The organism is Peteryoungia algae (genome assembly GCF_030369675.1).
Classification (GTDB): Bacteria; Pseudomonadota; Alphaproteobacteria; order Rhizobiales; family Rhizobiaceae; genus Allorhizobium; species Allorhizobium algae.
In genome coordinates this window covers 3,121,190-3,145,362 of the sequence record NZ_CP128477.1, presented here as the reverse complement: position 1 = coordinate 3,145,362, position 24,173 = coordinate 3,121,190, and the positions used below count along the sequence as shown (strand labels likewise).

At 60.7% G+C, this 24,173-nt stretch carries 23 protein-coding genes; 17 read left to right on the top strand and 6 right to left on the bottom strand.

Features of this window, described 5'->3' with window-relative positions; all coding sequences use genetic code 11:
* Positions 1-23 precede the first annotated feature (23 nt).
* Both pdxY and QTL56_RS14945 read left to right on the top strand, forming a co-directional pair.
* A complete protein-coding gene (gene pdxY / locus QTL56_RS14950; protein WP_229575302.1) occupies positions 24-911 on the top strand; it encodes a pyridoxal kinase PdxY in 888 nt (295 codons plus the stop codon).
* A 65-nt stretch (positions 912-976) separates the two neighbouring features.
* On the top strand, positions 977-1,654 hold the full coding sequence (locus QTL56_RS14945) for a carbonic anhydrase (protein WP_245137254.1): 678 nt from the start codon (positions 977-979) through the stop codon (positions 1,652-1,654).
* A gap of 56 nt (positions 1,655-1,710) precedes the next feature.
* Here QTL56_RS14945 and QTL56_RS14940 read toward each other — a convergent pair whose 3' ends face one another.
* Both QTL56_RS14940 and QTL56_RS14935 read right to left on the bottom strand, forming a co-directional pair.
* Positions 1,711-2,532 carry a lytic murein transglycosylase gene (locus tag QTL56_RS14940; RefSeq protein ID WP_229575300.1) on the bottom strand — a complete coding sequence of 274 codons (822 nt, stop codon included), beginning with the start codon at positions 2,530-2,532 and terminating at the stop codon, positions 1,711-1,713.
* 181 nt (positions 2,533-2,713) lie between these two features.
* On the bottom strand, positions 2,714-3,745 hold the full coding sequence (locus QTL56_RS14935; RefSeq protein ID WP_229575299.1) for an aspartate-semialdehyde dehydrogenase: 1,032 nt from the start codon (positions 3,743-3,745) through the stop codon (positions 2,714-2,716).
* 415 nt (positions 3,746-4,160) lie between these two features.
* Here QTL56_RS14935 and QTL56_RS14930 point away from each other — a divergent pair, with 415 nt between their 5' ends.
* A complete protein-coding gene (locus tag QTL56_RS14930; RefSeq protein ID WP_245137255.1) occupies positions 4,161-4,712 on the top strand; it encodes a GNAT family N-acetyltransferase in 552 nt (183 codons plus the stop codon).
* A gap of 3 nt (positions 4,713-4,715) precedes the next feature.
* Here the strand turns inward: QTL56_RS14930 and QTL56_RS14925 are convergent, their stop codons facing one another.
* On the bottom strand, positions 4,716-5,117 hold the full coding sequence (locus QTL56_RS14925) for a DUF2794 domain-containing protein (RefSeq protein WP_229575297.1): 402 nt from the start codon (positions 5,115-5,117) through the stop codon (positions 4,716-4,718).
* 102 nt (positions 5,118-5,219) lie between these two features.
* Positions 5,220-6,158 carry a LysR family transcriptional regulator gene (locus tag QTL56_RS14920; protein ID WP_229575296.1) on the bottom strand — a complete coding sequence of 313 codons (939 nt, stop codon included), beginning with the start codon at positions 6,156-6,158 and terminating at the stop codon, positions 5,220-5,222.
* A gap of 190 nt (positions 6,159-6,348) precedes the next feature.
* Between QTL56_RS14920 and chvE the strand changes: the two genes are divergently transcribed.
* From chvE to QTL56_RS14875, 9 genes are all read left to right on the top strand, one after another.
* Complete coding sequence (chvE, locus tag QTL56_RS14915; protein WP_370660365.1) at positions 6,349-7,401, top strand: multiple monosaccharide ABC transporter substrate-binding protein; 1,053 nt, start codon at positions 6,349-6,351, stop codon at positions 7,399-7,401.
* Between the two features lie 121 nt (positions 7,402-7,522).
* Positions 7,523-9,058, top strand: coding sequence for a multiple monosaccharide ABC transporter ATP-binding protein (mmsA, locus tag QTL56_RS14910; RefSeq protein ID WP_229575383.1), 1,536 nt, complete (start codon positions 7,523-7,525; stop codon positions 9,056-9,058).
* A complete protein-coding gene (mmsB, locus tag QTL56_RS14905) occupies positions 9,058-10,269 on the top strand; it encodes a multiple monosaccharide ABC transporter permease (RefSeq protein ID WP_229575294.1) in 1,212 nt (403 codons plus the stop codon). The genes mmsA and mmsB overlap by 1 nt, the downstream gene beginning before the upstream one ends.
* 10 nt (positions 10,270-10,279) lie before the next feature.
* Positions 10,280-11,245 (top strand): AraD1 family protein, encoded by a 966-nt coding sequence (gene araD1 / locus QTL56_RS14900; RefSeq protein ID WP_245137256.1) that lies wholly within the window; start codon positions 10,280-10,282, stop codon positions 11,243-11,245.
* Positions 11,246-11,294: 49 nt separating this feature from the next.
* The gene (araD, locus tag QTL56_RS14895; protein WP_229575292.1) at positions 11,295-13,040 is read left to right on the top strand and encodes an L-arabinonate dehydratase; all 1,746 of its coding nucleotides are present in this window, start codon (positions 11,295-11,297) and stop codon (positions 13,038-13,040) included.
* Between the two features lie 11 nt (positions 13,041-13,051).
* Positions 13,052-13,981 carry a Gfo/Idh/MocA family protein gene (locus QTL56_RS14890; protein ID WP_245137257.1) on the top strand — a complete coding sequence of 310 codons (930 nt, stop codon included), beginning with the start codon at positions 13,052-13,054 and terminating at the stop codon, positions 13,979-13,981.
* Between the two features lie 21 nt (positions 13,982-14,002).
* A complete protein-coding gene (locus tag QTL56_RS14885) occupies positions 14,003-15,517 on the top strand; it encodes an aldehyde dehydrogenase (NADP(+)) (RefSeq protein ID WP_245137258.1) in 1,515 nt (504 codons plus the stop codon).
* 9 nt (positions 15,518-15,526) lie between these two features.
* Complete coding sequence (locus QTL56_RS14880; RefSeq protein WP_245137259.1) at positions 15,527-16,456, top strand: 2-dehydro-3-deoxygalactonokinase; 930 nt, start codon at positions 15,527-15,529, stop codon at positions 16,454-16,456.
* A gap of 4 nt (positions 16,457-16,460) precedes the next feature.
* Positions 16,461-17,093 (top strand): 2-dehydro-3-deoxy-6-phosphogalactonate aldolase, encoded by a 633-nt coding sequence (locus QTL56_RS14875; protein ID WP_245137260.1) that lies wholly within the window; start codon positions 16,461-16,463, stop codon positions 17,091-17,093.
* Between the two features lie 270 nt (positions 17,094-17,363).
* Here QTL56_RS14875 and QTL56_RS14870 read toward each other — a convergent pair whose 3' ends face one another.
* Complete coding sequence (locus QTL56_RS14870; RefSeq protein WP_229575287.1) at positions 17,364-18,053, bottom strand: DUF1223 domain-containing protein; 690 nt, start codon at positions 18,051-18,053, stop codon at positions 17,364-17,366.
* Positions 18,054-18,311: 258 nt separating this feature from the next.
* Positions 18,312-21,005 carry an aconitate hydratase AcnA gene (gene acnA / locus QTL56_RS14865; RefSeq protein ID WP_245137261.1) on the bottom strand — a complete coding sequence of 898 codons (2,694 nt, stop codon included), beginning with the start codon at positions 21,003-21,005 and terminating at the stop codon, positions 18,312-18,314.
* Between the two features lie 273 nt (positions 21,006-21,278).
* Here acnA and ccmA point away from each other — a divergent pair, with 273 nt between their 5' ends.
* The 5 genes from ccmA to QTL56_RS14840 are packed head-to-tail and all read left to right on the top strand — an operon-like array spanning position 21,279 to position 24,172.
* Entirely contained in the window at positions 21,279-21,926 is a 648-nt protein-coding gene (gene ccmA / locus QTL56_RS14860) for a heme ABC exporter ATP-binding protein CcmA (RefSeq protein WP_245137482.1), read from the top strand.
* On the top strand, positions 21,923-22,582 hold the full coding sequence (ccmB, locus tag QTL56_RS14855) for a heme exporter protein CcmB (protein WP_229575285.1): 660 nt from the start codon (positions 21,923-21,925) through the stop codon (positions 22,580-22,582). The genes ccmA and ccmB overlap by 4 nt, the downstream gene beginning before the upstream one ends.
* Positions 22,583-22,641: 59 nt before the next feature.
* Positions 22,642-23,409, top strand: a complete 768-nt coding sequence (locus tag QTL56_RS14850) for a heme ABC transporter permease (protein ID WP_245137262.1) — start codon at positions 22,642-22,644, stop codon at positions 23,407-23,409.
* Positions 23,406-23,585 carry a heme exporter protein CcmD gene (gene ccmD / locus QTL56_RS14845; RefSeq protein ID WP_245137263.1) on the top strand — a complete coding sequence of 60 codons (180 nt, stop codon included), beginning with the start codon at positions 23,406-23,408 and terminating at the stop codon, positions 23,583-23,585. The genes QTL56_RS14850 and ccmD overlap by 4 nt, the downstream gene beginning before the upstream one ends.
* The gene (locus QTL56_RS14840) at positions 23,582-24,172 is read left to right on the top strand and encodes a DsbE family thiol:disulfide interchange protein (RefSeq protein ID WP_245137264.1); all 591 of its coding nucleotides are present in this window, start codon (positions 23,582-23,584) and stop codon (positions 24,170-24,172) included. Before ccmD ends, QTL56_RS14840 begins: the two co-directional genes overlap by 4 nt.
* The last annotated feature ends 1 nt before the right edge of the window (position 24,173 follow it).

Genomic DNA, 24,173 nt, shown 5'->3' with positions numbered 1-24,173 from the left:
GTTGTGGAGCGGAATCGCGTAAAATGAACCGAAAACCCGATGGAGCCGTCATTGTCATTTCCAGTCATGTCGTTCGTGGATCGGTGGGGAACCGGGCGGCTGTATTTGCGCTGGAGACCCTCGGGCACCCGGTCTGGGCCCTGCCTACGATCGTCCTTCCCTGGCATCCCGGCCATGGGCCGTCCACGCGTCTGCAATTTTCCGATGACGACTTCGACCATGCCATCGACGATCTGATCAGGGCCCCGTGGCTCGGTGAAGTTTCGGCCGTTTTGTCGGGCTACTTCGGCTCGTCGCGCCAGCCGGTTGCCGTCCAGCGTCTCGTTGCGGCCGCCAGACAACAGAATCCTGATCTCATCTATGTCTGCGATCCCGTCATGGGAGATCTCGGAGGTCTTTACGTTCCCGTCGAGACCGCTTCGGCGATCCGCGACCACCTGATCCCGATGGCCGACATCGCTACGCCCAACCGATACGAACTGCAATGGCTGGCAGGCGGCGCCGAACTCGCGAGCAATCAGGCCATCATCGATTCTGCGCTGACGCTCGGCCCGAAACGCATGCTGGTTACCTCGGCCGTGCCCATGATGGCCGGTGGCACCGGCAATCTCCTGCTCAGTGGTCGCTCTGCCCTGCTTGCAGAACACAGGCTCATCGACAATCCGCCGAACGGCCTCGGAGATCTGCTTGCTGCGGTTTTCCTTGCGCGCCTTCTGGCCGGCATGGACGAGGAGAGGGCACTTCAGACGGCGACGGCCAGTGTATTCGAGATCCTTGCGCGTACCGCAAAGCGAGGCGGTGATGAACTCGCGCTGGAGAGTGATGCCTCAAGCCTTTCGACACCCATGGCCATGGTGCAAATCCGTCGTCTTATGCACCCGGCTCAACGGAAACCGGGCAGACCGCAGTGAAGCCTCCGTGGAAACGCCGTTTTACATGTGTTGCCATGCTCTTTCTTGCGCTGTAATCGATAGCTATGAGCCAATTTCCTTCTGCACTTCTCACCGGTTATCGCAACTTCATGGGCGGCCGATATCTCGACCAGCGCGATCGCTATCGGGCACTCGCAGAGCAGGGGCAAAAGCCTCACACGCTCGTGGTTGCCTGCTGCGATTCCCGCGCCGCGCCGGAGATGATCTTCGATTCCGTGCCGGGCGAACTCTTCGTCGTTCGCAACGTGGCGAACATGGTGCCACCCTATGAGCCGGACGGGCAGTATCACTCGACGTCAGCCGCGCTGGAATTCGCCGTGCAGGCGCTCAGGGTTCGTGACATCATCGTCATGGGACATGGTCGTTGTGGCGGTATAACGGCGGCCCTTGATCCAAATTCCGAGCCCCTGTCGCCCGGCGATTTCATCGGGAAGTGGATGAACCTGGTCGCACCGGCGGCGGAGCAAATCCAGGGCAACTCGCAGATGACCTCGGGCGAGCGTCAGACCGCGCTGGAACGGATCTCGATCCGAAACTCCATTTCCAATCTGAGGACATTCCCCTGCGTGCGAATTCTCGAGGAGCGCGGCAAGCTGCGTATCCACGGAGCCTGGTTCGACATCAGCAATGGGGAATTGTGGCTCATGGATCCGCAGACGCAGGATTTTGCCCGGATCGAGCCTGAGGAAAGCCTGCCTGTCGAAGGCCTGGACGCGACCTGACCATAAAACGATGACGGCGGCCCGAAGCCGCCGTTGAAGGTTCAATAGAGCCTGTCTTACTGGGCGTCGATCTGCGCGCCGATATGGGCGATGGCCTGCTGATAGACCTTTGCGGCATTCCAGCCCTGGATGGCAGCAAAGTTCGGTTCGCCCTGCTGATAGCCCGCGCCCGGCTGCCAGCCGTGACCCCTGAGGAAGTTCGCGGTCGATGCGAGCGCATCCGAGCGTGAGCGAACCATATCGATATGGCCGTCGCCATCCCCATCCGTGCCAAACCGTACGACGTTGCGCGGCAGGAATTGCGTCTGGCCGATCTCGCCATGAGCAGCGCCCTTGGCGTTCACGTCGAGATTTCCGGCCTGGACGAGTTCCAGAGCCGCATAGAACTGGTCGGTGAAGAATTCACTGCGGCGGCAATCGAAGGCCAGGGTGGCGACGGCAGACAGGGTGTGTTCCTTGCCGAGGAAGGAACCGAAACCCGTTTCCATGCCCCAGATCGCAATCAGTGGGCCGGCGGGAACACCGTAGCGCTGCTCAAGTCGCGAGAACAGAGCGGCGTTGTTCTTCTTCATTGTCTTGCCGCGATTGATGATCGTCTGGCCACCGCGCTTCTGCATGAACTGCTCGAAGGAAAGCTTGAAGCTCTTCTGGCCGCGGTCGGCGCTGATCGTACTGCGGCTGTATCTGACCGTCGAAAAGACCTTGTCGAGCATGCGCGGGTTGAAGCCCTGGGCCGCCGCTCCTTGCTTGAAGGCTGCGCTCCATTCCTCGAAGCCTGCTGAGGTGTTGCTGCAAGCGGCGGCGTCTGCCGATCCCGCGCCGGCCGTCAAGGCGACTACGGAAATCAGGGCTGCCGACAGGGTTGATGTCAGTCGCATTCATGCCTCGTTACGGACTGTGGATCTTGTCGATTCGGCCGCACCATGCCAGCGAAAGTGGATCGTGTCATCCATCCGACGCTAATGTAGGGCCTCGGAGGTCTCAATTTGGATCACATTCGCCTGAAGGGTCCGGTCGAGGCTTCCCATTGTGTGAACGGGAAGCCTCGGCGATTGGCTGTCAGGCGGTCGCGCGCGGCTTGATCAGGCCGCGATTGACCAGAAGTTCCGCGATCTGGATGGTGTTGAGAGCCGCACCCTTGCGCAGGTTGTCGGAGACGATCCACATGTTGAGGCCGTTCTCGACGGTGGCGTCTTCACGAATGCGGGAAATATAGGTCGCGTCTTCGCCAGCGCATTCGACGGGGGTGATGTAGCCACCGTTCTCATGCTTGTCGATGACGAGGCAACCCGGCGCTTCGCGCAGGATGTCGCGGGCCTGGTCTGCAGTGATTTCGTTTTCGAATTCGATGTTGACCGATTCCGAATGGCCGATGAAGACCGGGACGCGTACGGCGGTGCAGGTCACCTTGATCTTCGTGTCGAGCATCTTCTTGGTTTCGGCCAGGACCTTCCACTCTTCCTTCGTGTAGCCGTCTTCCATGAAGCTATCGATGTGTGGAATGACGTTGAAGGCGATGCGCTTGGTGAACTTCTTCGCTTCGACGGGATCGGCGACGAAGACGGCGCGGGTCTGGGTGAAGAGTTCGTCCATGCCTTCCTTGCCGGCGCCGGAGACGGATTGGTAGGTCGAGACGACGATACGCTTGATCTTGGCGAAGTCATGCAGGGGCTTCAGCGCCACGACCAACTGTGCGGTCGAGCAATTCGGGTTGGCGATGATGTTGCGCTTCCTGAAGTCTACGATGGCGTCCGGGTTCACTTCCGGGACGATCAGCGGAACGTCGGAATCGTAACGCCAGGCCGAGGAGTTGTCGATGACGACGCAACCCTGAGCGCCGATCTTCGGCGACCACTTCTGCGAGATCGTGCCGCCGGCCGACATCAGGCAGATGTCGGTGTTGGAAAAATCGTAGTTGTCGAGGTTCGAAACCTTCAGGACCTTGTCACCGAAAGAGACTTCGGTCCCCTGGGAACGGGCGGACGCGAGCGCCACGACTTCCGATGCCGGAAAGCCACGTTCGGAAAGGATGTTCAGCATTTCGCGACCGACATTGCCGGTGGCGCCTACGACTGCAATCTTGAAACCCATGTCAATGCTCTCTTTCTGTCTCTCCGCGGATGGTGAGGGGGAAGTTCGCGACTTGTGCGCAACCTTCCTTGTCCCCGGCCGTGCCGGGGAGAGAGCGGTGGCCGAAGACGTCAGACGGTTTTCGTCGTCGTTTTGGCCTTGGTCGTGGATGCAAGAGAAAGGCATGCGCAGCCTGCAGCGGAAAGCTGCAGGAGTTGGAAGACCGCAAAGGGTTGCCCGAAAGCGTGCATGGACCGAATTCCTCTTCGCGGCGAGGCATTACAAGGTTTTCGGCGCGAGTCAAGCCGAGCACCGGCGGGCTTCGTCGAAAAGCGAATGCCGACCGGTTGAGTGGCCTTTTATCACCACGACACGGTCGCGCTTGCCTCGACATTTCCGGCGTGAAAAAACAGTCGCAATCACCGGAGCATATTGCATGAGCCTTGAAATTCGTGAGTTGAGATCTGGGGACCTTCCCGCCGTGACGGAAATCTACGCCGACGCCGTCACCCACGGGACGGCGAGCTATGAGTTCACACCGCCTACCCTCGACGAGATGTCATCACGGCATCGGGATCTCACGGAGAAGGGGTATCCCTACCTGGCTGCAATCGATCCTTACGGGCAATTGCTGGGATACGCCTATGCATCGGCGTTTCGGACCAGACCTGCCTATCGATGGCTTGTGGAGGATGCCATCTACATCCACCCCCAGGCCCGTGGGCGCGGCGTCGGGAAGACCTTGCTCGTGACACTGCTCGATCAATGCGAGGCCCTGGGTTTCCGGCAGATGGTTGCCGTGATCGGTGGCGCGAGCGAGGCGTCAATGGCCGTCCATCGCAGTTGTGGCTTCGAACTCGCTGGCGCTTTGAGTGCAACGGGCTTCAAGCACGGTCTCTGGCTCGACACCGTCTTCATGCAAAAGGCATTGGGCGAGGGCAGTGCGACCATGCCGGATCTGTCTGCCTATCCGGGCACGATGCGTTGAGCGTCAGTCCAGTGCCTTGAGCGCCTTGTCGAAGACCTTCAGCACCTGGCGCAGATCATGGCCGCGCTTGAGAATTCGTCCGTCTGTGGCGATGACGGAGAATGCGCCCTGCTTGGCGGCGAGCTTCGGATTTTTCTCAATTCGGTAGAGCGGAAACTCGCCCGACCGCTTGAAGACGGAAAATACGGCCTTGTCCTTCAGGTGATCGATCGCGTAGTCGCGCCATTCGCCCTCTCCGACCATGAGGCCGTAGATCCAAAGAATGGCGTCGAGTTCACGGCGGTGGAAGGTGACGGGTAAGGGGTCGAGCGCCTGTCTATAGACACCGAGATCAACGACAGAAGCGGCCGTCGTGTCTGCCCCCTCGTCGTCGTGGCGCTGCCCCTCCGGCTGCTCTGTCGTCAATGCTCCACGGGCTCCGATTTATGACGGATAGGTAACAGTGTGCCTGACATGCCTGAAATTGCAAGCATGTCGGGTGTTGCGACGTCCGGCGTCGGGATCGTTTCAGCGCCCCCTGCTGAGGAAGTGACGGAGCAGGAGTTCGCGAAGCCGCGCAGCGATCGGCGACAGGCGCTTACCGCTGAGGGTGATCAGGTGATAGGGCGTAACCTCGATGGGCGTGTCCAGTCGCAGCGTGGTCAGATCACCGACGGGGGTCTGCCGGCAAAGAAGATCCGAGACCTCGCGTGACATGGGTGCGATCGCGTTCGACGAGGCCAGCATCGCAATCATGACAAGCAGCGAGGTCGTATTGACGATGTTGCGCGGGATCGGCACGCCTTCTTCGATGAAGACATTCTCCACTGCCTGGCGCAAGGGCGTCCCTGGAGCCTGCATCACCCAGGGGAAATGCGTCATGTCGGATATATTCAGGCTGTCGACGTTCACCAGGGGATGCGTGCGATGGACGACGATCTCCATCTCCTCCATCGTTGCCCCTTCCACGTGAAACTGGCGTGCGTCGATGCCCGCAGGAATCCGTCCCAGCACGAAGTCGTACTGGCCTGACAGCAGATCGCGGATCATTTCGCCACTGGGCGCCACATTGACGTGGATGTCGACCGTCGATGTCTCCGCCTTCAGGGCGCGGATTGCAGGGACGACATGCCCGACAGCGCCTCCCGTGACCGCTCCTATCCTGACCTTGCCCGTCAGCCCCCGCTGGATTGCTTCGACTTCGCGCGCCGCTTCGCGCATTTCTTCCAGTACGTTCTGCGCGCGGCGAGCCAGCGCGCTGCCGACGGCGGTCGGCTCCATCCCCTTGGGTGTGCGAACGAAAATGGGCGACCCGACGTAGCGCTCGATCTCTCCCAGCATGCGGGAGGCCGCCGGTTGGGTCAGCGCAAGCTCCTGAGCGGCCAGACTCAACTGACCCAGTTCGGCAATGGAGCGAATGAGATTGAGGTGCTTCGGTTGCAAGCGATGAACGTGAATCTCGGCCATAAATCACATATCAACCATGGTATGGAGAAAGTCAAAATAATCATTTGATCGGTATATCGGCCGCGATAAGACTCGCCACGGAGCTGGGGGGCTGCTGGGTCAGCCGTCCGTTCTTGTTTCAGCGAGTGCCAGGAGGAGCTTGGCCCCGCACGGTATGACCAGGGAGGTTACCATGAAGAAACTTGGAGCCATGATTGCGTCTTTCGCAATCGGCATCGCATCCTTTACGCCAATGTCCTTCGCACAGGACAAGGGCATGGTCGGCATTTCCATGCCGACGAAGACGTCTACCCGTTGGATCTCGGACGGCGAGACCATGGAAAAGCTGTTCTCGGAAGCCGGCTACACCCCGGACCTGCAGTTTGCTGACGACGACATCCCGAACCAGCTTGCCCAGATCGAAAACATGGTCACCAAGGGTGCCAAGGTTCTCGTGATCGGCGCCATCGACGGCACGACCCTGTCCGACATCCTGCAGAAGGCTGCAGACGCCGGCGTAAAGGTCATCGCTTATGACCGCCTGATCCGCGATTCCGGCAATGTCGACTACTACGCCACCTTCGACAACTTCCAGGTCGGCGTTCTCCAGGCAACCAGCCTCGTGGACGGCCTCAAGGCCAAGTTCCCGGACACCAAGCCATGGAACGTAGAACTCTTCGGCGGTTCGCCGGATGATAACAACGCCTTCTTCTTCTACGACGGCGCAATGTCGGTTCTCCAGCCCCTGATCGACAGCGGCGACATCGTCGTCAAGTCGGGCCAGATGGGTATGGACCAGGTCGGTACCCTGCGTTGGGACGGCACCGTTGCCCAGGCGCGCATGGAAAACCTGCTGTCCTCGACCTACACCGAAGACAAGCTGAACGGCGCTCTGTCTCCGTATGACGGTCTCTCGATCGGCATCCTTTCGGCTCTCAAGGGCGTAGGCTACGGTTCGGGCGACATGACCATGCCTGTGGTCACCGGTCAGGACGCCGAGCTTCCGTCGATCAAGTCGATGCTCGCAGACGAGCAGTATTCGACCGTGTTCAAGGACACGCGCGAACTCGCGAAGGTCGCCGTTTCGATGGTCGAAGCCATCATGGAAGGCAAGACCCCCGAGATCAACGACGACAAGACCTACAACAATGGCGTCAAGGTCGTTCCGTCCTACCTGCTGAAGCCCGTCGCGCTTGACAAGGCCAATGCCAAGGACGTTCTGGTCAATGCCGGCTACTACACGGCCGATCAGATCGACAACTGATCCCTCGGATCATGTCCGGGTCCGCGACGAGTCGCGGACCCATTTTCTATACGCATTGAGGGAGCTCGCGACGTCGGCTAGATCTTTCAGGGATCGCTGAATGGGCGCCGGAATTCTGCACATGGACAACATCATTCTCGAGATGCGTGGCATCACGAAGACATTCCCCGGCGTCAAGGCGTTGGACAATGTCAGCTTCAAGGTGCGCGAGGGCGAGATTCACGCACTGGTCGGCGAAAACGGCGCCGGCAAATCGACGCTGATGAAGGTACTGAGCGGCGTTTATCCCGCTGGAACCTATGACGGCGACATCTTTTATGACGGCAAGGTCCGTCGTTTCGGCCGGATTTCCGACAGCGAGGAACTCGGCATCATCATCATTCACCAGGAACTGGCTCTCGTGCCGCTCCTGTCGATTGCCGAAAACATCTTCCTCGGCAACGAGATCGCCCAGAAGGGTGTGATCCATTGGCCCCAGACCTTTGCGCGGACGAAAGAGCTGCTGGCGAAGGTGGGACTGAAAGACGCGCCCTCGACGCGCATCACGGATATCGGCGTTGGCAAGCAGCAGCTCGTTGAAATCGCCAAGGCCCTGTCAAAGAAGGTCAAGCTGCTGATCCTCGACGAACCGACGGCCTCGTTGAACGAAACGGATTCCGACGCACTGCTGACGCTTCTGATGGAGTTCCGCAAGCAGGGGATGACCTCGATCATCATCTCCCACAAGCTCAACGAAATCCGTAAGGTTGCCGACCAGATCACCATCCTGCGCGATGGTGGCACGGTCGAAACTCTCGACTGTCACACCCAGGAGATCACGGAAGACCGGATCATCAAGGGCATGGTCGGCCGTGACATGGAAGACCGCTATCCGAAGCGCCAGCCGAAGATCGGCGATGTGCTGCTCGAGGTGAAGAACTGGAACGTATTCCACCAGAACCACCGCGACCGTCAGTTCCTCCACGATGTCGCGTTCAACGTTCGTGCTGGTGAAGTCGTGGGTATTGCGGGCCTGATGGGTGCCGGGCGCACCGAGACCGCGATGAGCATTTTCGGCAAGTCCTGGGGTCACAGGATTACCGGTGACGTTTCGATGCACGGCAAGCCGGTCGATGTCTCGACGATCCCCAAGGCGATCGATGCCGGCCTCGCCTATGTCACGGAAGACCGCAAGCATCTCGGTCTTGTGCTGCAGAACAACATCAAGGAAAACACCACGCTCGCCAATCTCAATGGTGTGTCAAACGGCACCATCATCGATGACCGCAAGGAAGCCAAGGTTGCTGCCGACTATCGACAGAAGCTGCGGATCCGGTCGCACTCGATCTACCAGGAGGCCGTGAACCTTTCCGGCGGCAACCAGCAGAAGGTCGTGCTGTCGAAGTGGCTGTTTACGAACCCTGAAATCCTCATTCTCGACGAGCCGACACGCGGCATCGACGTCGGAGCCAAATTCGAAATCTATACCATCATCAACCAGCTTGCTGCCGAAGGTAAGGGCATTCTGATGATCTCGTCGGAGATGCCCGAACTGCTCGGCACCTGCGATCGCATCTACGTCATGAACGAGGGACGCATCGTCGCGGAACTGTCCAAGGAAGAAGCAAGCCAAGAGACCATCATGCGTGCCATCATGCGCTCTGGGGAGAAACACTAATGGCCATCGACACAAGAACCGAAACCCCCAAGGTCTCCGTAGGCGACTACCTGCGCAACAACATCCGCGAATATGGACTGCTGCTTGCGCTCGTCGTCATCATGCTGCTGTTCCAGTTTTTGACCAACGGCGTTCTCTTCCGTCCGGTCAACATCACCAATCTGGTGCTGCAGAACTCGTTCATCGTCATCATGGCGCTGGGCATGTTGCTGATCATCGTGGCGGGACATATCGACCTTTCGGTCGGCTCGATCGTCGCCTTCATTGGCGGCATATCGGCGATCATGCTTGTTAAGTGGGGCTGGCATTTCGCGCTGGTCGTGCCGCTGTGTCTGCTGCTCGGCGGCGTGATGGGGGCTGCCCAGGGGTACTGGGTTGCGTATCAAAAGATCCCGTCCTTCATCGTGACGCTTGCGGGCATGCTCGTGTTCCGTGGCCTGACCTATGTGGTTCTGGGTGGACGCCCGATCGGTCCGTTCCCCAAGGAATTCACACTTCTGTCGACCGGCTTCATCCCGGATTTCCTGCCGCTGACAGACGTGGAGACCACTGGAATCGCCAACCATGTCGCGATCGTCGTGATCGTCCTTCTTGTGGCGCTGGCTATCTTCAACGGGATGAAGAACCGCCGGCTCAACGAAGAGCATGGCACCGAAAACGAACCCTTCGTCTTCTTTGCCGTGCAGATGGGCATCATCAGCGTCGTCGCGGTCTTCCTTGGCTATCAGCTGGCGACCTATCGCGGCCTTCCGAACGTACTCGTCGTCATGGGCGTCCTGATCGCGCTCTATTCCTTCGTGACGACGCGGACCACCGTCGGTCGCCGTATTTATGCCCTTGGCGGCAACGAGAAGGCCGCGAAGCTCTCGGGCATCAACACCGAGCGGTTGACCTTCTATGCCTTCGTCAACATGGGCGTGCTTGCGGCCCTTGCTGGCATGATCATCGCGGCTCGCCTCAATTCGGCGACACCGAAGGCAGGCGTCGGCTTCGAACTCGACGTTATCGCGGCCTGCTTCATCGGCGGCGCCTCGGCGTCCGGCGGCGTCGGCAAGATCACCGGTGCTGTCATCGGCGCCTTCATCATGGGCGTCATGAACAACGGCATGTCGATCATGGGTATCGGCATCGACTACCAGCAGCTCATCAAGGGCCTCGTGCTTTTGGCTGCTGTCTTCTTCGACGTTTACAACAAGAACAAAGCAGTCTGAGGATAGGCTTATGTTTCTCTCGCAATTGAAGACTGGCGGCGTCATTTGCCGCCAGGGTGAGGCTGCACGCCTCGTCCCCGGTTTCAACTCCACTTACGACCTCGCCAAAGCCGCGATCGCCGCCGGCACAACCGTCGCGACCCTGGTCGAAAAGCAGGGCGCGGGTGACAGCGTGGACCTCGTTGTGCTCGCGGCCGAGGGAGAGCTTGACTGCCCGGTTCGCCATCCCGATCCGGCGCATATGTACCTGACCGGTACGGGCCTCACCCACACGGGTTCGGCATCCGCCCGCGACAGCATGCATGCTGACACCGCCGGCATGAGCGATTCGATGAAGATGTTTCGCATGGGCATGGAAGGCGGCAAGCCGAAGCCCGGCGAAATCGGCGTTCAGCCCGAGTGGTTCTACAAGGGCAACGGCTTCAACGCTGTCGCGCCTGGCGAAGATCTCGTCTCGCCGTCCTTTGCCCTCGATGGTGGCGAAGAGCCTGAAATGGCGGGTTACTACATCATCGGAGACGACGGTACGGCCCATCGTCTCGGTTTCTCCGTGGCCAATGAATTCTCCGACCACGTGACCGAGAAGATCAACTACCTGTTCCTCGCCCATTCCAAGCTGCGCCCCGCATCCTTTGGACCCGAGCTGCGTGTCGGCGCCTTGCCCGATCACGTCGAAGGAACCTCGCGCATCATCCGCAGCGGTCAGACCGTCTGGGAGAAGCCTTTTCTCTCGGGTGAGGCCAACATGTCCCACACGATCGCAAACCTGGAGTATCATCACTTCAAGTATGCGCTGTTCTGCCAGCCGGGAGATCTACACGTGCACATGTATGGCACGGCGACCCTTTCCGTCGCTGACGGCTTCGTCACCCAGGAAGGTGACGTGTTCGAAATCGTGTCCCCGCAATTCGGTCTTCCGCTGCGCAATCGACTCGCAAAGGCCGCGGCAGAGACCGTCAAGGTGAAGATGCTCTGAGCGGATCGGTCAACCGACCCGCCCATTTCCCAGAGACAGGACAAAAACCATGAGCAAGTTCAAACCGGCGGCCTGGCCGCGCCAACTGAGATCCCAGCACTGGTATGGCGGGACATCCCGCGACACGATCTATCATCGTGGCTGGATGAAGAACCAGGGGCACCCGCATGACCTGTTCGACGGTCGCCCGGTCATCGGCATCCTGAATACATGGTCTGACCTCACCCCCTGCAACGGGCACCTGCGGGAACTGGCCGAAAAGGTGAAGGCTGGCATATGGGAAGCCGGCGGCTTCCCGGTCGAGATCCCGGTTTTCTCGGCGTCGGAAAACACCTTCCGCCCGACGGCGATGATGTATCGCAACCTTGCGGCGCTCGCCGTCGAAGAAGCCATGCGCGGCCAGCCGATCGACGGTGCCGTGCTGCTTGTCGGCTGTGACAAGACGACCCCCTCGCTGGTCATGGCGGCCGCCTCCACCGACCTGCCGTCGATCGTCGTCACCGGCGGTCCGATGCTGAATGGCTATTTCCGTGGCGAGCGCGTCGGTTCCGGCACGCATCTCTGGAAGTTCTCCGAAGCCGTGAAGGCTGGTGAGATGACCCAGGAAGAGTTCCTCGAAGCCGAGGCCTCCATGTCCCGCTCCAGCGGTACCTGCAACACCATGGGCACAGCCTCGACCATGGCCTCGATGGTGGAAGCGCTCGGCATGGCCCTCTCGGGCAATGCCGCGATCCCGGCTGTCGACAGCCGCCGCAAGGTGATGGCGCAGCTTTCGGGTCGCCGCATCGTGCAGATGGTCAAGGACGACCTGAAGCCTTCCGACATCATGACCAAGGAAGCGTTCGAAAACGCCATCCGGGTGAATGGTGCGATCGGAGGCTCGACCAACGCTGTCGTGCATCTGCTCGCCATGGCGGGCCGCGTCGGCATCGACCTGACCCTTGATGACTGGGATCGCCTCGGCCGCGACATCCCGACGATTGTCAACCTGATGCCGTCGGGTCAGTACCTGATGGAAGAGTTCTTCTATGCCGGCGGTCTGCCCGTCGTCATCAAGCGCCTTGGCGAAGCCGGCAAATTGCATAAGGATGCACTGACGGTTTCCGGGGAAAGCATCTGGGACGAGGTCAAGGATGTTCGCAACTGGAACGAGGACGTCATTCTGCCGGTCGAGAAGGCGCTCACCCAGCAGGGCGGTATCGTCGTTCTACGGGGCAATCTCGCGCCGAAGGGCTGTGTCCTGAAGCCGTCGGCCGCTTCGGCTCACCTGATGAAGCACCGTGGCCGCGCCGTGGTCTTCGAAGACATTGACGACTACAAGGCGAAGATCGATGACGAGGCCCTCGATATCGACGAGACCTGCGTCATGGTCCTGAAGAATTGCGGTCCGCGTGGCTACCCCGGCATGGCCGAAGTCGGCAATATGGGCCTGCCGCCAAAGGTGCTGCGCAAGGGCATTACCGACATGGTGCGCATATCGGATGCCCGCATGTCCGGCACCGCCTATGGGACCGTTCTCCTGCATACCTCACCTGAGGCGGCCCGCGGCGGTCCGCTCGCGATCGTCAAGAATGGTGACTTCATCGAGCTGGATGTCGACGCCCGTCGCATTCACCTTGATATTTCGGAAGAAGAGATGCAGCGCCGTCTTGCAGACTGGCGCCCGTCGGTCGAGCCGCCGGCAAGCGGTTATGCGAAGCTCTTCCATGATCACGTCGAGGGTGCCGATACGGGTGCGGACTTCGATTTCCTGAAGGGCTGCCGCGGTTCGCCGGTCGGCAAGGACGCACACTGAGGACCTTGACGATGGCAGATCGTATTCCGCTCGCGCTTGTCGGTATCGGCAAGATCGCCCGCGACCAGCACATTCCGTCGATCGAAGGCGGTCAGGACTTCGTCGTTGCCGTTGGCGTCAGCCGTCACGGCAAGGTCGAGGGTGCCGAGAACTTCACCGACTTCGAAGCGTTTCTGGCCGCGCGCCCGGACATCAAGGTCGTGTCGCTTTGCACTCCGCCTGAAGTCCGATTCGACATGGCCAAGGCTGCTATCGCCGCCGGTCGCCATGTGCTGATGGAAAAGCCGCCTGCAACGACGCTTGGCGAAGCCGAGGCTCTGTCGGAGCTCGCGACCAAGGCTGGCGTCACCTTGTTTGCAACCTGGCACTCGCGTTTCGCGCTCGGTGTCGAGCCGGCTCGCCAGTGGCTTTCCGACAAGGTCATCCAATCGATCTCGATCGTCTGGAAGGAAGACGTGCGCCGTTGGCATCCCGGCCAGGCCTGGATCTGGGAACCGGGTGGCTTCGGCGTCTTCGATCCCGGTATCAACGCCTTGTCAATCCTGACGGAAATCGTCCCGGATCCTATCATGGTGCAGAACTCGGTTCTCGAGTTCCCCGAAAACAAGAAGCAGCCGATCGCCGCTTCCATCGCCATGCGCACCGTCGACGGCGCGCCGGTTACTGCGGAATTCGACTGGCGACAGGAAGGTCCGCAGACGTGGGATATCACAGTCCAGACGAATGCCGGCGAACTGCGTCTTTCAAAGGGCGGTTCGGAACTCTATATCGGGGGTGAAGAACAGGCGTCCGGCCCCGATCGTGAATATGCGGGGATCTACGAACGCTTCGCCCAACTCATCCGCTCCCGCCAGAGCGACACCGACTATCAGCCGCTGCGCATCGTGGCGGATTCCTTCCTCTGCGGGGAACGAAAAATCGTCGCTCCCTTCGAAGACTGACAAAAAAAGGACGCCCATCTCATGGCCTATACACCGACTGGAAAACACCTGATCGCCGGTAACTGGGTTGCCAGCACGGATACCTTTGCCTCGTCGCCTGCCACGGGCTCCTCACACACCTTCTCCAAGGGTACCCCTGCCCTGGTCGATCAGGCAGTCAAGGCTGCTGAAGAGGCATTTGAAACCTACGCCTATTCCACGCGCGAAGAGCGAGCCGCTTTCCTTGACGCGATCGCGGAAGAAATCGATGCGCGTGGCGATGCGATCACCGAAATCGGCTCTCAGGAAACCGGCCTCCCGGAAGCGCGCCTGATCGGCGAGCGCGGCCGCACCGTCGGGCAGCTTCGCCTGTTTGCCGCCCATATCCGCAAGGGTGACTATCTCGACCGTCGTCATGACGAGGCCCTGCCCGACCGCAAGCCGCTGCCGCGCCCGGACCTGAAGCTGGTTCAGCGCCCGATCGGTCCGGTTGCTGTCTTTGGCGCTTCGAACTTCCCGCTCGCCTTCTCCACGGCCGGTGGCGATACGGCTGCTGCTCTCGCTGCAGGCTGCCCTGTCGTCGTCAAGGCGCATGACGCCCATCCTGGCACGGGCGAAATCGTCGCCGCGGCCATCGATGCTGCGATCAAGCGCACGGGTGTCCATCCGGGCGTCTTCTCGCTCGTGCATGGCGGCAGCCGCGACGTGGGTCAGGCCCTCGTCCAGCATCCGCTGATCAAGGCTGTCGGCTTCACCGGCTCGCTCGGCGGCGGTCGCGCTCTCTTCGATCTTTGCGCCCAGCGTCCGGAGCCCATCCCCTTCTTCGGCGAGCTTGGCTCGGTCAATCCGATGTTCATGTTGCCAAAGGCTGTCGCGACCCGTGGCGAAACCACGGCCAAGGGCTGGGTCGGTTCGCTCACCATGGGTGCCGGCCAGTTCTGCACCAATCCTGGTATCGTCGTCCTGCTCAAGGGCGCTGAGGCCGACAGGTTTGTCGAGACGGCAACGGAAGCCCTCTCGGCCGTCGGTCCCCAGACCATGCTGACGGATGGTATTGCCGATGCCTATCGCAAGGGTGCGACCACGATCGCAGGCACCGAGGGTGTCCGCTCGTTGGTCACCTCCACTTGCGACCTGCGCAACGCCACGCCTTACCTTTTCCAGACGACGGCGAAGGATTGGCTCGACAACCATGTGCTGGGCGAAGAGGTCTTCGGTCCGCTCGGCTTGATCGTCGTCGCCGATAGCGAGGACGAGATGGTCGCGATGGCGCGCAGCCTGTCGGGTCAGCTGACGGCTTCGATCCATCTTGCCGATGGTGACGAAGCGCTTGGAAAACGTCTGATGCCGATCCTGGAGCGCAAGGCCGGTCGCGTGCTCGCCAACGGTTTCCCGACCGGTGTCGAAGTGGCCGATTCCATGGTTCACGGCGGCCCCTACCCGGCCTCCACAAACTTTGGCGCCACCTCTGTCGGCACGCTGTCGATCCGTCGTTTCCTGCGGCCGGTCTGCTTCCAGGATATTCCGGCAGCCCTTCTGCCGACCGATCTCGCCTGAGGACATGCCGTGACCGCATCACCGTTTGCCGCGCTCGTCGATTGGGGCACCAGCAACCTGCGTATCTGGCTCGTCGACAGCCAGGGCGCGGTCATCGGTGAACGACAATCCGAAGAGGGTATGGGCAGCCTGGACAGGGCTGCCTACCCCGCCATTCTCGAAAGTCACCTTTCTGCGCTCGGTGCATCATCCGACCTGCCGGTGGTCATCGCCGGCATGGCAGGCGCCCGCACAGGCTGGCGTGAAGCACCCTATGTTGAGACCCCGGCGCCTCTCGTGGGTCTTTTCCAGCATGCCGTCCAGCCGGAAGGCGCAAGCCGGCCGGTCTACATCCTGCCTGGTGTCTGCCAGCGCGAAGGCGGTGCGTTTGACGTGATGCGTGGTGAGGAAACCCAGCTCGCCGGCGCTCTGGAACAGGGTCTGGACAATGCTCTGTTCTGCCTTCCCGGAACTCATTCCAAGTGGGCTCTCGTCGAGGGTGGTCAGGTTCGTCGCTTCTCGACGGTGATGACTGGCGAGTTGTTCAACCTGATTAGCCGGCAGTCGATCCTCCGGCTGTCCGTGCCTGAGGAAGGTGACGCAGAAGCGGATCCGGAGATCTTCGAGGCGGCTGTCTCACAGGCGCTCGAACCCGGCTTCGGGCTGACATCCGTCCTCTTTTCCATCCGTGCCGAGGGCCTGCTCGCGGCGGATGCCAAGACCAATCCTGCGGCGCGTCTCTCGGGCCTCCTGATCGGCGCCGAGATCGCTGCCATCAGAGATGACCTCCTGCGCCACGGAAAGGCCTATCTCATCGGCACAGGCAAGCTTACCCGGCTTTATGCGCGGGCCCTCTCCAAGGCCGGCGGGGAAGCCGTCCTGCTGGATGGCGGGGTGCTTGTGCGCCGGGGACTGCTCGCATCCGCCCTTTCGCTCTTCGATCACGAATTCAAGGACTGAGCCCATGACCGCCTCCGTTGCCTGGCCCGCGCTTCGCCGCAATCTCGTTGCCATCCTGCGCGGCATCAAGCCGGAGGAAATTGAGGTCACGGTCGATGTACTGATCGAAGCCGGTTTCGAGGCAATCGAGGTTCCGTTGAATTCACCGGATCCCTTCGTCTCCATCGAAAAAGCGCGCAAACGCGCTCCGGCGAATGTCCTGATTGGCGCAGGGACGGTTCTGGAGGTTGCTCAGGTTGACCGCCTGAACGATGTCGGCGGCAATCTCCTGGTCACCCCGAATGTCGAACCCGACGTGATCCGCCGCGCGGTATCGCATGGCATGGTCGCAATGCCCGGAGTTTTTACGCCGACCGAGGCCCTGCTCGCGGCGAAGTGCGGTGCTGCAGCACTCAAGTTCTTCCCGGCAAGCGTGCTCGGACCGAGCGGCATCGCGGCCATCAAGGCCATCCTGCCGCCACATCTTCCGCTGGGCGCTGTCGGCGGCGTCTCAGACGCAAACTTCGCGGACTATTGGAATGTCGGCGTCCGTGCCTTCGGACTTGGCTCCAGCCTCTACAAGCCGGGTGACGATGCGAGCATCATCGCTGAGCGCGCCTTAAAGTCCGTCCGCGCTTACGACGCACTTCTGGCCTGATCCATCCCGCCTGTTTTTCCTACCGTCTCGACACAACTACGGCGTGCTTCTAGCGCGCTCTTCTGGTCGGCTGTGACCGTCGTCACGCGTCGACACGGATAAATGTGCCGATGCCCAAATTTGAACATACCGCCGCCGTTTTTTGAGATAGTATATAACTAACTTGGTTGGCGCGATGCGCCAAACGGTCCGGTCTGGCGCATTGACCCCTTACCCCCAGCCCCCCAATGCTTCCGGGCCGGACCACACCAAGTTCCTGCTTCCATAAGATCAGAGTGTTTTTGCCGTCGACATCATCACGGTGGCACCGATGATTCGGGACGGATTGCCGGCTTTGTCGGCAGCCTGAAGCAGAATGGCGATCCCGTCGCTCTTGTCGTCGCCCATGGGGTTCGCGGGAAGCGTCAGTTCGAGCGATTTTCCGTACCACATCCCAACAGTCTGGACGTCGTTCACGCTGTGCCAGTAGTCCAGTCTCTTCCCGAAGTTTTCGCCCTTGAGCACCTCGACAGTCTGGTTTTGGCTGAAATACACCACCACGACATTTGCCTTGCCGGATCCCTGACCAATCGAGATTGACAATTGGTCGTCGTGGCGAGAGGCCGTCACGGGGACGACAAGGCCTCTACCGCTTGAATTCATCCGGTCCAGGCGACGATTGACCTCGGCAGCATCGGTGCCCTTCAGGTGATCGCGTCCATTCAGAACAGCCTGGGGGGTGTAGACCCCGTTGCGGCCGAAGGCCTTGGCATAAGCGTACTGCCTTGCGGTGTTTTCCTTGGTTGCCAGGGTGTCGGCCCAGCCCAAGTAGTTCCAGTAGTCGACGTGATAGGACAGAGCGACAACCTTGCCTTCCCGGACCAGCTGCTCGAAGGCGCGGTCAGCGGGGGGGCAGGAACGGCAGCCCTGTGAGGTAAAGAGTTCTACGACACCTTTCGGCGTGGCAAATTCGTCAGCCATCGCAACAGTTGTTGAGAGGCCGATGAACGGTGCCAGACACAGTGCGGCAAGCCTTGCCCACGCCGTCCGTCTGCCTGTCCTCGTCTTTGCCTGCAACATGCCGATGCTATGCCTTTCCTGAACGTTGCACTGATACCCTCTCCGCCCTCGAGCGCAAAGTCACGAAGGGGTGAAATTTTTGTCAACGCTCCCATTCCGGCAGCAATGAAAAAAGCCGCCGGTTGCCCGGCGGCTTTTCATCTGGCGTACAGAAACCTATCAGGCAGCGAGATCGCGCAGAACGGTCTGCAGGATGCCACCATTGTTCATGTAGGTGACCTCATCGAGCGTGTCGATGCGGCAGAGCAGGGGTACGTCCTTTACGGTGCCGTCCGAGTAGGTGATCTTGGCGATCTTCTTCTCGCGCGGCTTGATCTCGCCTTCCAGACCCTCGATCGTGACGACTTCGTCACCCTTCAGGTTCAGCGAGGCCCAGGTGGTGCCTTCCTCGAAGGTGAAGGGCACGATGCCCATGCCGACAAGGTTCGAACGGTGGATACGCTCGAAGGACTGGGCAATCACGGCCTTGACGCCGAGCAGATTGGTACCCTTGGCGGCCCAGTCACGCGACGAACCATTGCCATATTCGACACCGGCGAAGATGACGAGCGGGACGCCCTCTTGCTTGTACATCATCGCTGCATCGTAAATCGACAGCTCCTCCTTGGACGGATAGTGGATGGTGAAGCCACCTTCCTTGCCGTTCGGGCCGAGCATGTGGTTGCGGATGCGGATGTTGGCAAACGTGCCGCGCATCATGACTTCATGGTTGCCACGGCGGGTGCCGTACTGGTTGAAGTCCGGTACCGCGACACCGTTTTCGGTCAGGTAGGCACCTGCCGGCGACGCTGCCTTGATCGAGCCGGCCGGAGAGATGTGGTCGGTGGTGATCTTGTCGCCGAACAGCCCAAGCACGCGGGCGCCCTTGATGTTCTTCAGGCCCGAGCCGGTCTTGCCCATGCCCACGAAGTAGGGCGGGTTCTGCACATAGGTCGACTTGTCGTCCCACGCATAGGTCTGGCCAGCGGGAACCTGAACGGCCTGCCAGTTGGCGTCGCCCTTGAACACGTCGGCATATTTCGATTCGTAAAGTTCGCGGGTGACGTATTTCAGGATGAATTCCTGAATTTCGTGCGAGGTCGGCCAAATGTCCTTGAGGTAGACCGGGTTGCCGTTCTGGTCTTCGCCGAGCGGCTCGGTGGTCAGGTCCTTCTGGACGGTGCCGGCGAGCGCGTAGGCGACGACCAGCGGCGGGGAGGCCAGGTAGTTGGCCTGAACGTCCGGAGAGATACGACCTTCGAAGTTACGGTTGCCCGAGAGGACGCCGGCCGTGATCAGGCCCTTGTCGTTGATCGTCTTGGAGATCGGCGCCGGCAGAGGGCCGGAATTGCCGATGCAGGTCGTGCAGCCGAAGCCGACCAGATTGAAGCCGAGTGCGTCGAGCGAGACCTGCAGGCCGGACTTGGCCAGGTATTCGCCGACAACCTGAGATCCCGGTGCGAGCGAGGTCTTGACCCACGGCTTGGACTTCAGGCCCTTGGCAACGGCGTTGCGGGCGAGAAGACCGGCCGCAATCAGCACGCTCGGGTTCGAGGTGTTGGTGCAGGAGGTGATAGCGGCAATGGCAACGTCACCGTGACCAATGTCATAATCGGTGCCTTCGACAGCGTAACGATTGGTCAGCTGGCCCGGCTTCTTGTAGTCGGTTTCCAGCGCGGTTGCGAAGTTGGGTGCGATGGTTTCGAGCGGCAGGCGGCCTTCCGGACGCTTCGGGCCGGCCATGGACGGAACAACATCGCCGAGGTCGAGCTCAAGCGTGTCGGTGAAGACGAGGTCCGATCCATCGCTGTCGCGCCACATGCCCTGCGCCTTGGAGTAGGATTCCACCAGGGCGATGCGGTCCTTGGTGCGGCCCGACATGGTCAGATAGTTGATGGTTTCGCCATCGACCGGGAAGAAGCCACAGGTCGCGCCATATTCCGGACCCATGTTGCCGATCGTTGCGCGGTCGGCGAGCGACATCGAGTCGAGGCCGGGGCCGAAGAATTCGACGAACTTCGAAACGACGCCCTTCTTGCGCAGCATCTGCACGACGGTCAGCACGAGGTCAGTCGCGGTCACGCCTTCCTTCACCTTGCCGGTCAGCTTGAAGCCGATCACTTCAGGCAGAAGCATGGAGACGGGCTGGCCGAGCATGGCGGCTTCGGCTTCGATGCCGCCAACGCCCCAACCAAGTACGCCTAGACCGTTGATCATCGTGGTGTGGCTGTCCGTGCCGACGCAGGTATCCGGATAAGCCGTTGTTTCGCCGTCCTCATCCTTGGTCCAGACGGTCTGGCCGAGGTATTCCAGATTGACCTGGTGACAGATGCCGGTGCCCGGGGGAACGACGCGGAAGTTCTTGAAGGCCTGCTGGCCCCACTTCAGGAAGCGATAACGCTCGCCGTTGCGCTGGTACTCCAGTTCAACGTTGCGGGCAAAGGCCGTCGGCGTGCCGAATTCATCGACGATGACCGAGTGGTCGATGACGAGGTCGACGGGAACCAGCGGGTTGATCTTTTCCGGATCACCGCCGAGATTGACCATGGCATCGCGCATGGCGGCAAGGTCGACGACAGCGGGAACGCCGGTGAAGTCCTGCATCAGCACGCGGGCCGGGCGGTAGGCGATTTCCGCTTCGGCCAGCCCCTTGTTGGTCAGCCATTCGGCGACGGCCTGGATGTCCTTCTTGGTGACCGAGCGGCCATCCTCGTTGCGGAGAAGGTTCTCCAGCAGGACTTTCATGGAGTAGGGGAGTTTCGACACACCCGTCAGGCCATTCGCTTCGGCCTTCGGGATGCTGTAGTAGACATAGTCCTTGCCGTCGACGGTCAGGACCGACCGGCAATTGAAACTGTCGAGAGATTTAGCCACGGATAGAAACCCCGCATATTCTGATAGCCAACACAATCGTGCGGACGCCTATGCACTTCATGCACATCAGGATGCGGGTACGACCATTTCCGCTGTCCGCACGTGAACATCGCTCCTCGCAATGTCCAAGTTCGGCACAAGGATGAACTTCACGCCGGCCGCTGGCGTGGTTGCAGGTCTTATAGATAATTTCTAAGAAAGGCGCCAGACCGACGAAGGACGAAAACGGATTTTTTTATGAGGCAGGCCTCATCCTGCCAGAAGGCGATCATGATCAGGCTCAATGCCGAAAATCTCTCAGCGCGCCGTGGCGACGATCTGATTTTCGTTAATGTTTCCTTTACCTTGGCTGAAGGCGAAGCACTCGTATTGACCGGGCGCAATGGCTCGGGAAAATCGACCTTATTGAGGGTTCTCGCCGGCCTTCTTCGTCCGGAAACAGGGCATGCCGTTTGTATCTCCGAAGACGATGGCGAAACCCGCGCGGCTGGAGAGTTCAGCCACTACCTCGGACATCGCAACGGGATGAAGCGGGAACTGACGGTCGCCGAAAATCTGGCTTTCTGGAAATCCTTTCTCGGTGACCTGGGTGCAGGGCAAAGCCTCGAGGTCGAGGCGGCGGCCTCTGCCGTCGGTCTCGCCGGGATCACACATCTCCCCTATGGCTACCTCTCCGCCGGCCAGCAGAGACGCTTCGCCATGGCGCGGCTTCTCGTCGCGCACCGACCGATCTGGATACTCGACGAGCCGACGGCGGCCCTCGATCGCCGTGCTGACACGATGTTCGAGGACCTGGTGCGTCGTCATCGTCAAGCGGGCGGAATCGTTATTGCCGCAACCCACCAGCCTCTTGGCATGGAGGGCGCCAAGAGCCTGGAAATGCTCGGATTCGACGGTGTCGAGGAGGAGTATTCCGCATGATGGCGCTGTTCCTCAGAGACCTGAAACTTTCCGTTCGCGCCGGTGGTGGCGCGCTGATCGGTGTGCTCTTCTTCACGACCGTCGTCGCTGTCATCCCATTCGGCGTCGGTCCGGATCTCAACCTTCTATCCCGCATTGGTCCGGCCATTGTCTGGATCGGAGCGCTATTGTCGGCCCTGCTTGGTCTCGACCGGCTCTTCCAGGCCGAGAGGGACGACGGATCGCTCGATATCTTGCTCATGCAAGAGACACCGCTGGTCCTCACCGTGCTCGTCAAATGCCTGGCGCACTGGGTGGCGACGGGGCTGCCTCTTGTCATTGCCTCTCCGTTGCTCGGCCTCTTCATGAACATGGACGAGGTTGCTATCGGCGCCGTCATGCTCACCCTGCTGGTGGGGTCGCCTGCAATCACGTTCATCGGAGCAGCCGGTGCCGCCGTCGCTGTTGCCTTGCCCCGAGGCGGTCTGCTGGTGTCGATCCTCGTGCTTCCACTCACCGTGCCAGTGCTGATCTTCGGCGTCAGTGCGTCCTATGCGGCGGTCGAGGACCCGGCACCTTTCCTGCCGCCTTTCATGTTTCTGTCGGCGATTACGCTTCTCTTCGCCGTGATCGGCCCCGTGGGTGCGGCGGCGGCTTTGCGCAGCGCGGCAGACTGAGACATTTCGGCTTGACCAGGATCAATTGCAGGCGGGATTGAGACAGGCTAAAACGCATCATGACTGACAACAGCCTTGCCATTACCAAAATCGGCGACCTCGCCAATCCGACCCGATTCCTGGCGCTCGTGGCCTGGGTGCTGCCCTGGTTTGCCGGCATCACGGTACTGCTTTTTGCGGCTGGGCTCTATCTGGGTTTCGCGTCGGAGACTGACTACCAGCAGGGCGATACAGTCCGCATCATGTATGTGCACGTGCCGGCCGCCTGGCTGTCGATGATGTGCTACTCCGTGATGGCACTGTCGGCGATCGGCACGCTCGTGTGGCGCCATCCTCTCGCAGACGTCAGTCACAAGGCTGCGGCACCCCTCGGCGCGGCCTTCACGCTGATCGCGCTGATCACCGGCTCCCTGTGGGGGAAGCCGATGTGGGGCACCTGGTGGGTCTGGGATGCGCGCCTTACCTCCGTTTTCGTGCTTTTCCTGATGTATCTGGGACTGATCGCGCTGAACCGTGCAATGGACGACCCATCGAAGGCGGCCCGGCTCAGTTCGGTTCTCATCCTTGTCGGCTTCGTCAACATTCCGATCATCAAGTTCTCCGTCGACTGGTGGAACACGCTGCACCAGCCGGCGAGCGTCATGCGCCTTGATGGGCCGACCGTCGATCCGGAATTCCTCTGGCCGTTGTTGATCATGGCGCTGGCCTTCACCTTCCTTTTTTTCACATTGCATCTGATGGCAATGCGTAACGAGATCTGGCGTCGTCGCGTCGGTACGCAGCGACGCTTGGCAGCGCGCCAGGCCGGTCGGGAGCATGCGGGATGAGCCACATTTTTTATGTTGTCGGTTCTTATGCGCTGACGGTTGGAATATGTCTGGCCCTGACCATCTGGGTCTATCTCGACGGTCGCGCGCGTCAGGCAGAGCTGAAGACGCTCGAAGCACAGGGGATCCGGCGCCGCTCGGCATCGGCATCGTCTACGCAGGACAGGAACGCATGAGCCAGCAATCCGGAAGGGACCCTGCCGCGCCAAGAGGCCGCGGGCGTTACCTGATCGCAGCCTTGCCGCTCCTGCTGTTCGCGGGCCTCGCGGCGATCTTCATGACCCAGCTTCAATCGGGCCGTGACGTGTCGGAAATTCCTTCGGCGCTGCTCGGAACCAAGGCGCCGGCTCTGCAGCTCGCAGGGCTCGACGGCTCGGAGCGTCCGGCCCTCACCTCGGCGATGATCAGCGGCAAGCTCACGCTCGTCAATGTCTTTGCATCCTGGTGCGTGCCCTGTCGGCAGGAGCATCCCATGCTGCTGGAACTTTCCAAGGATCCGCGGGTCAATGTCGTCGGTATCAACTACAAGGACCGCAACGACAATGCGCTGCGGTTCCTGGGCGAACTCGGCAACCCCTATGCCGCCATTGGCGTCGATCCGAACGGCAAGGCTGCGATCGACTGGGGTGTCTATGGCATCCCGGAAAGCTACCTCGTCGGGTCCGACGGAACGATCCTCTACAAGAAGGTCGGGCCGTTCGATCCTGAAAGTTTCGAGACGCAGCTGATGCCGGCGATCGAGAAGGCCTTGCAGCGTTCCTGAT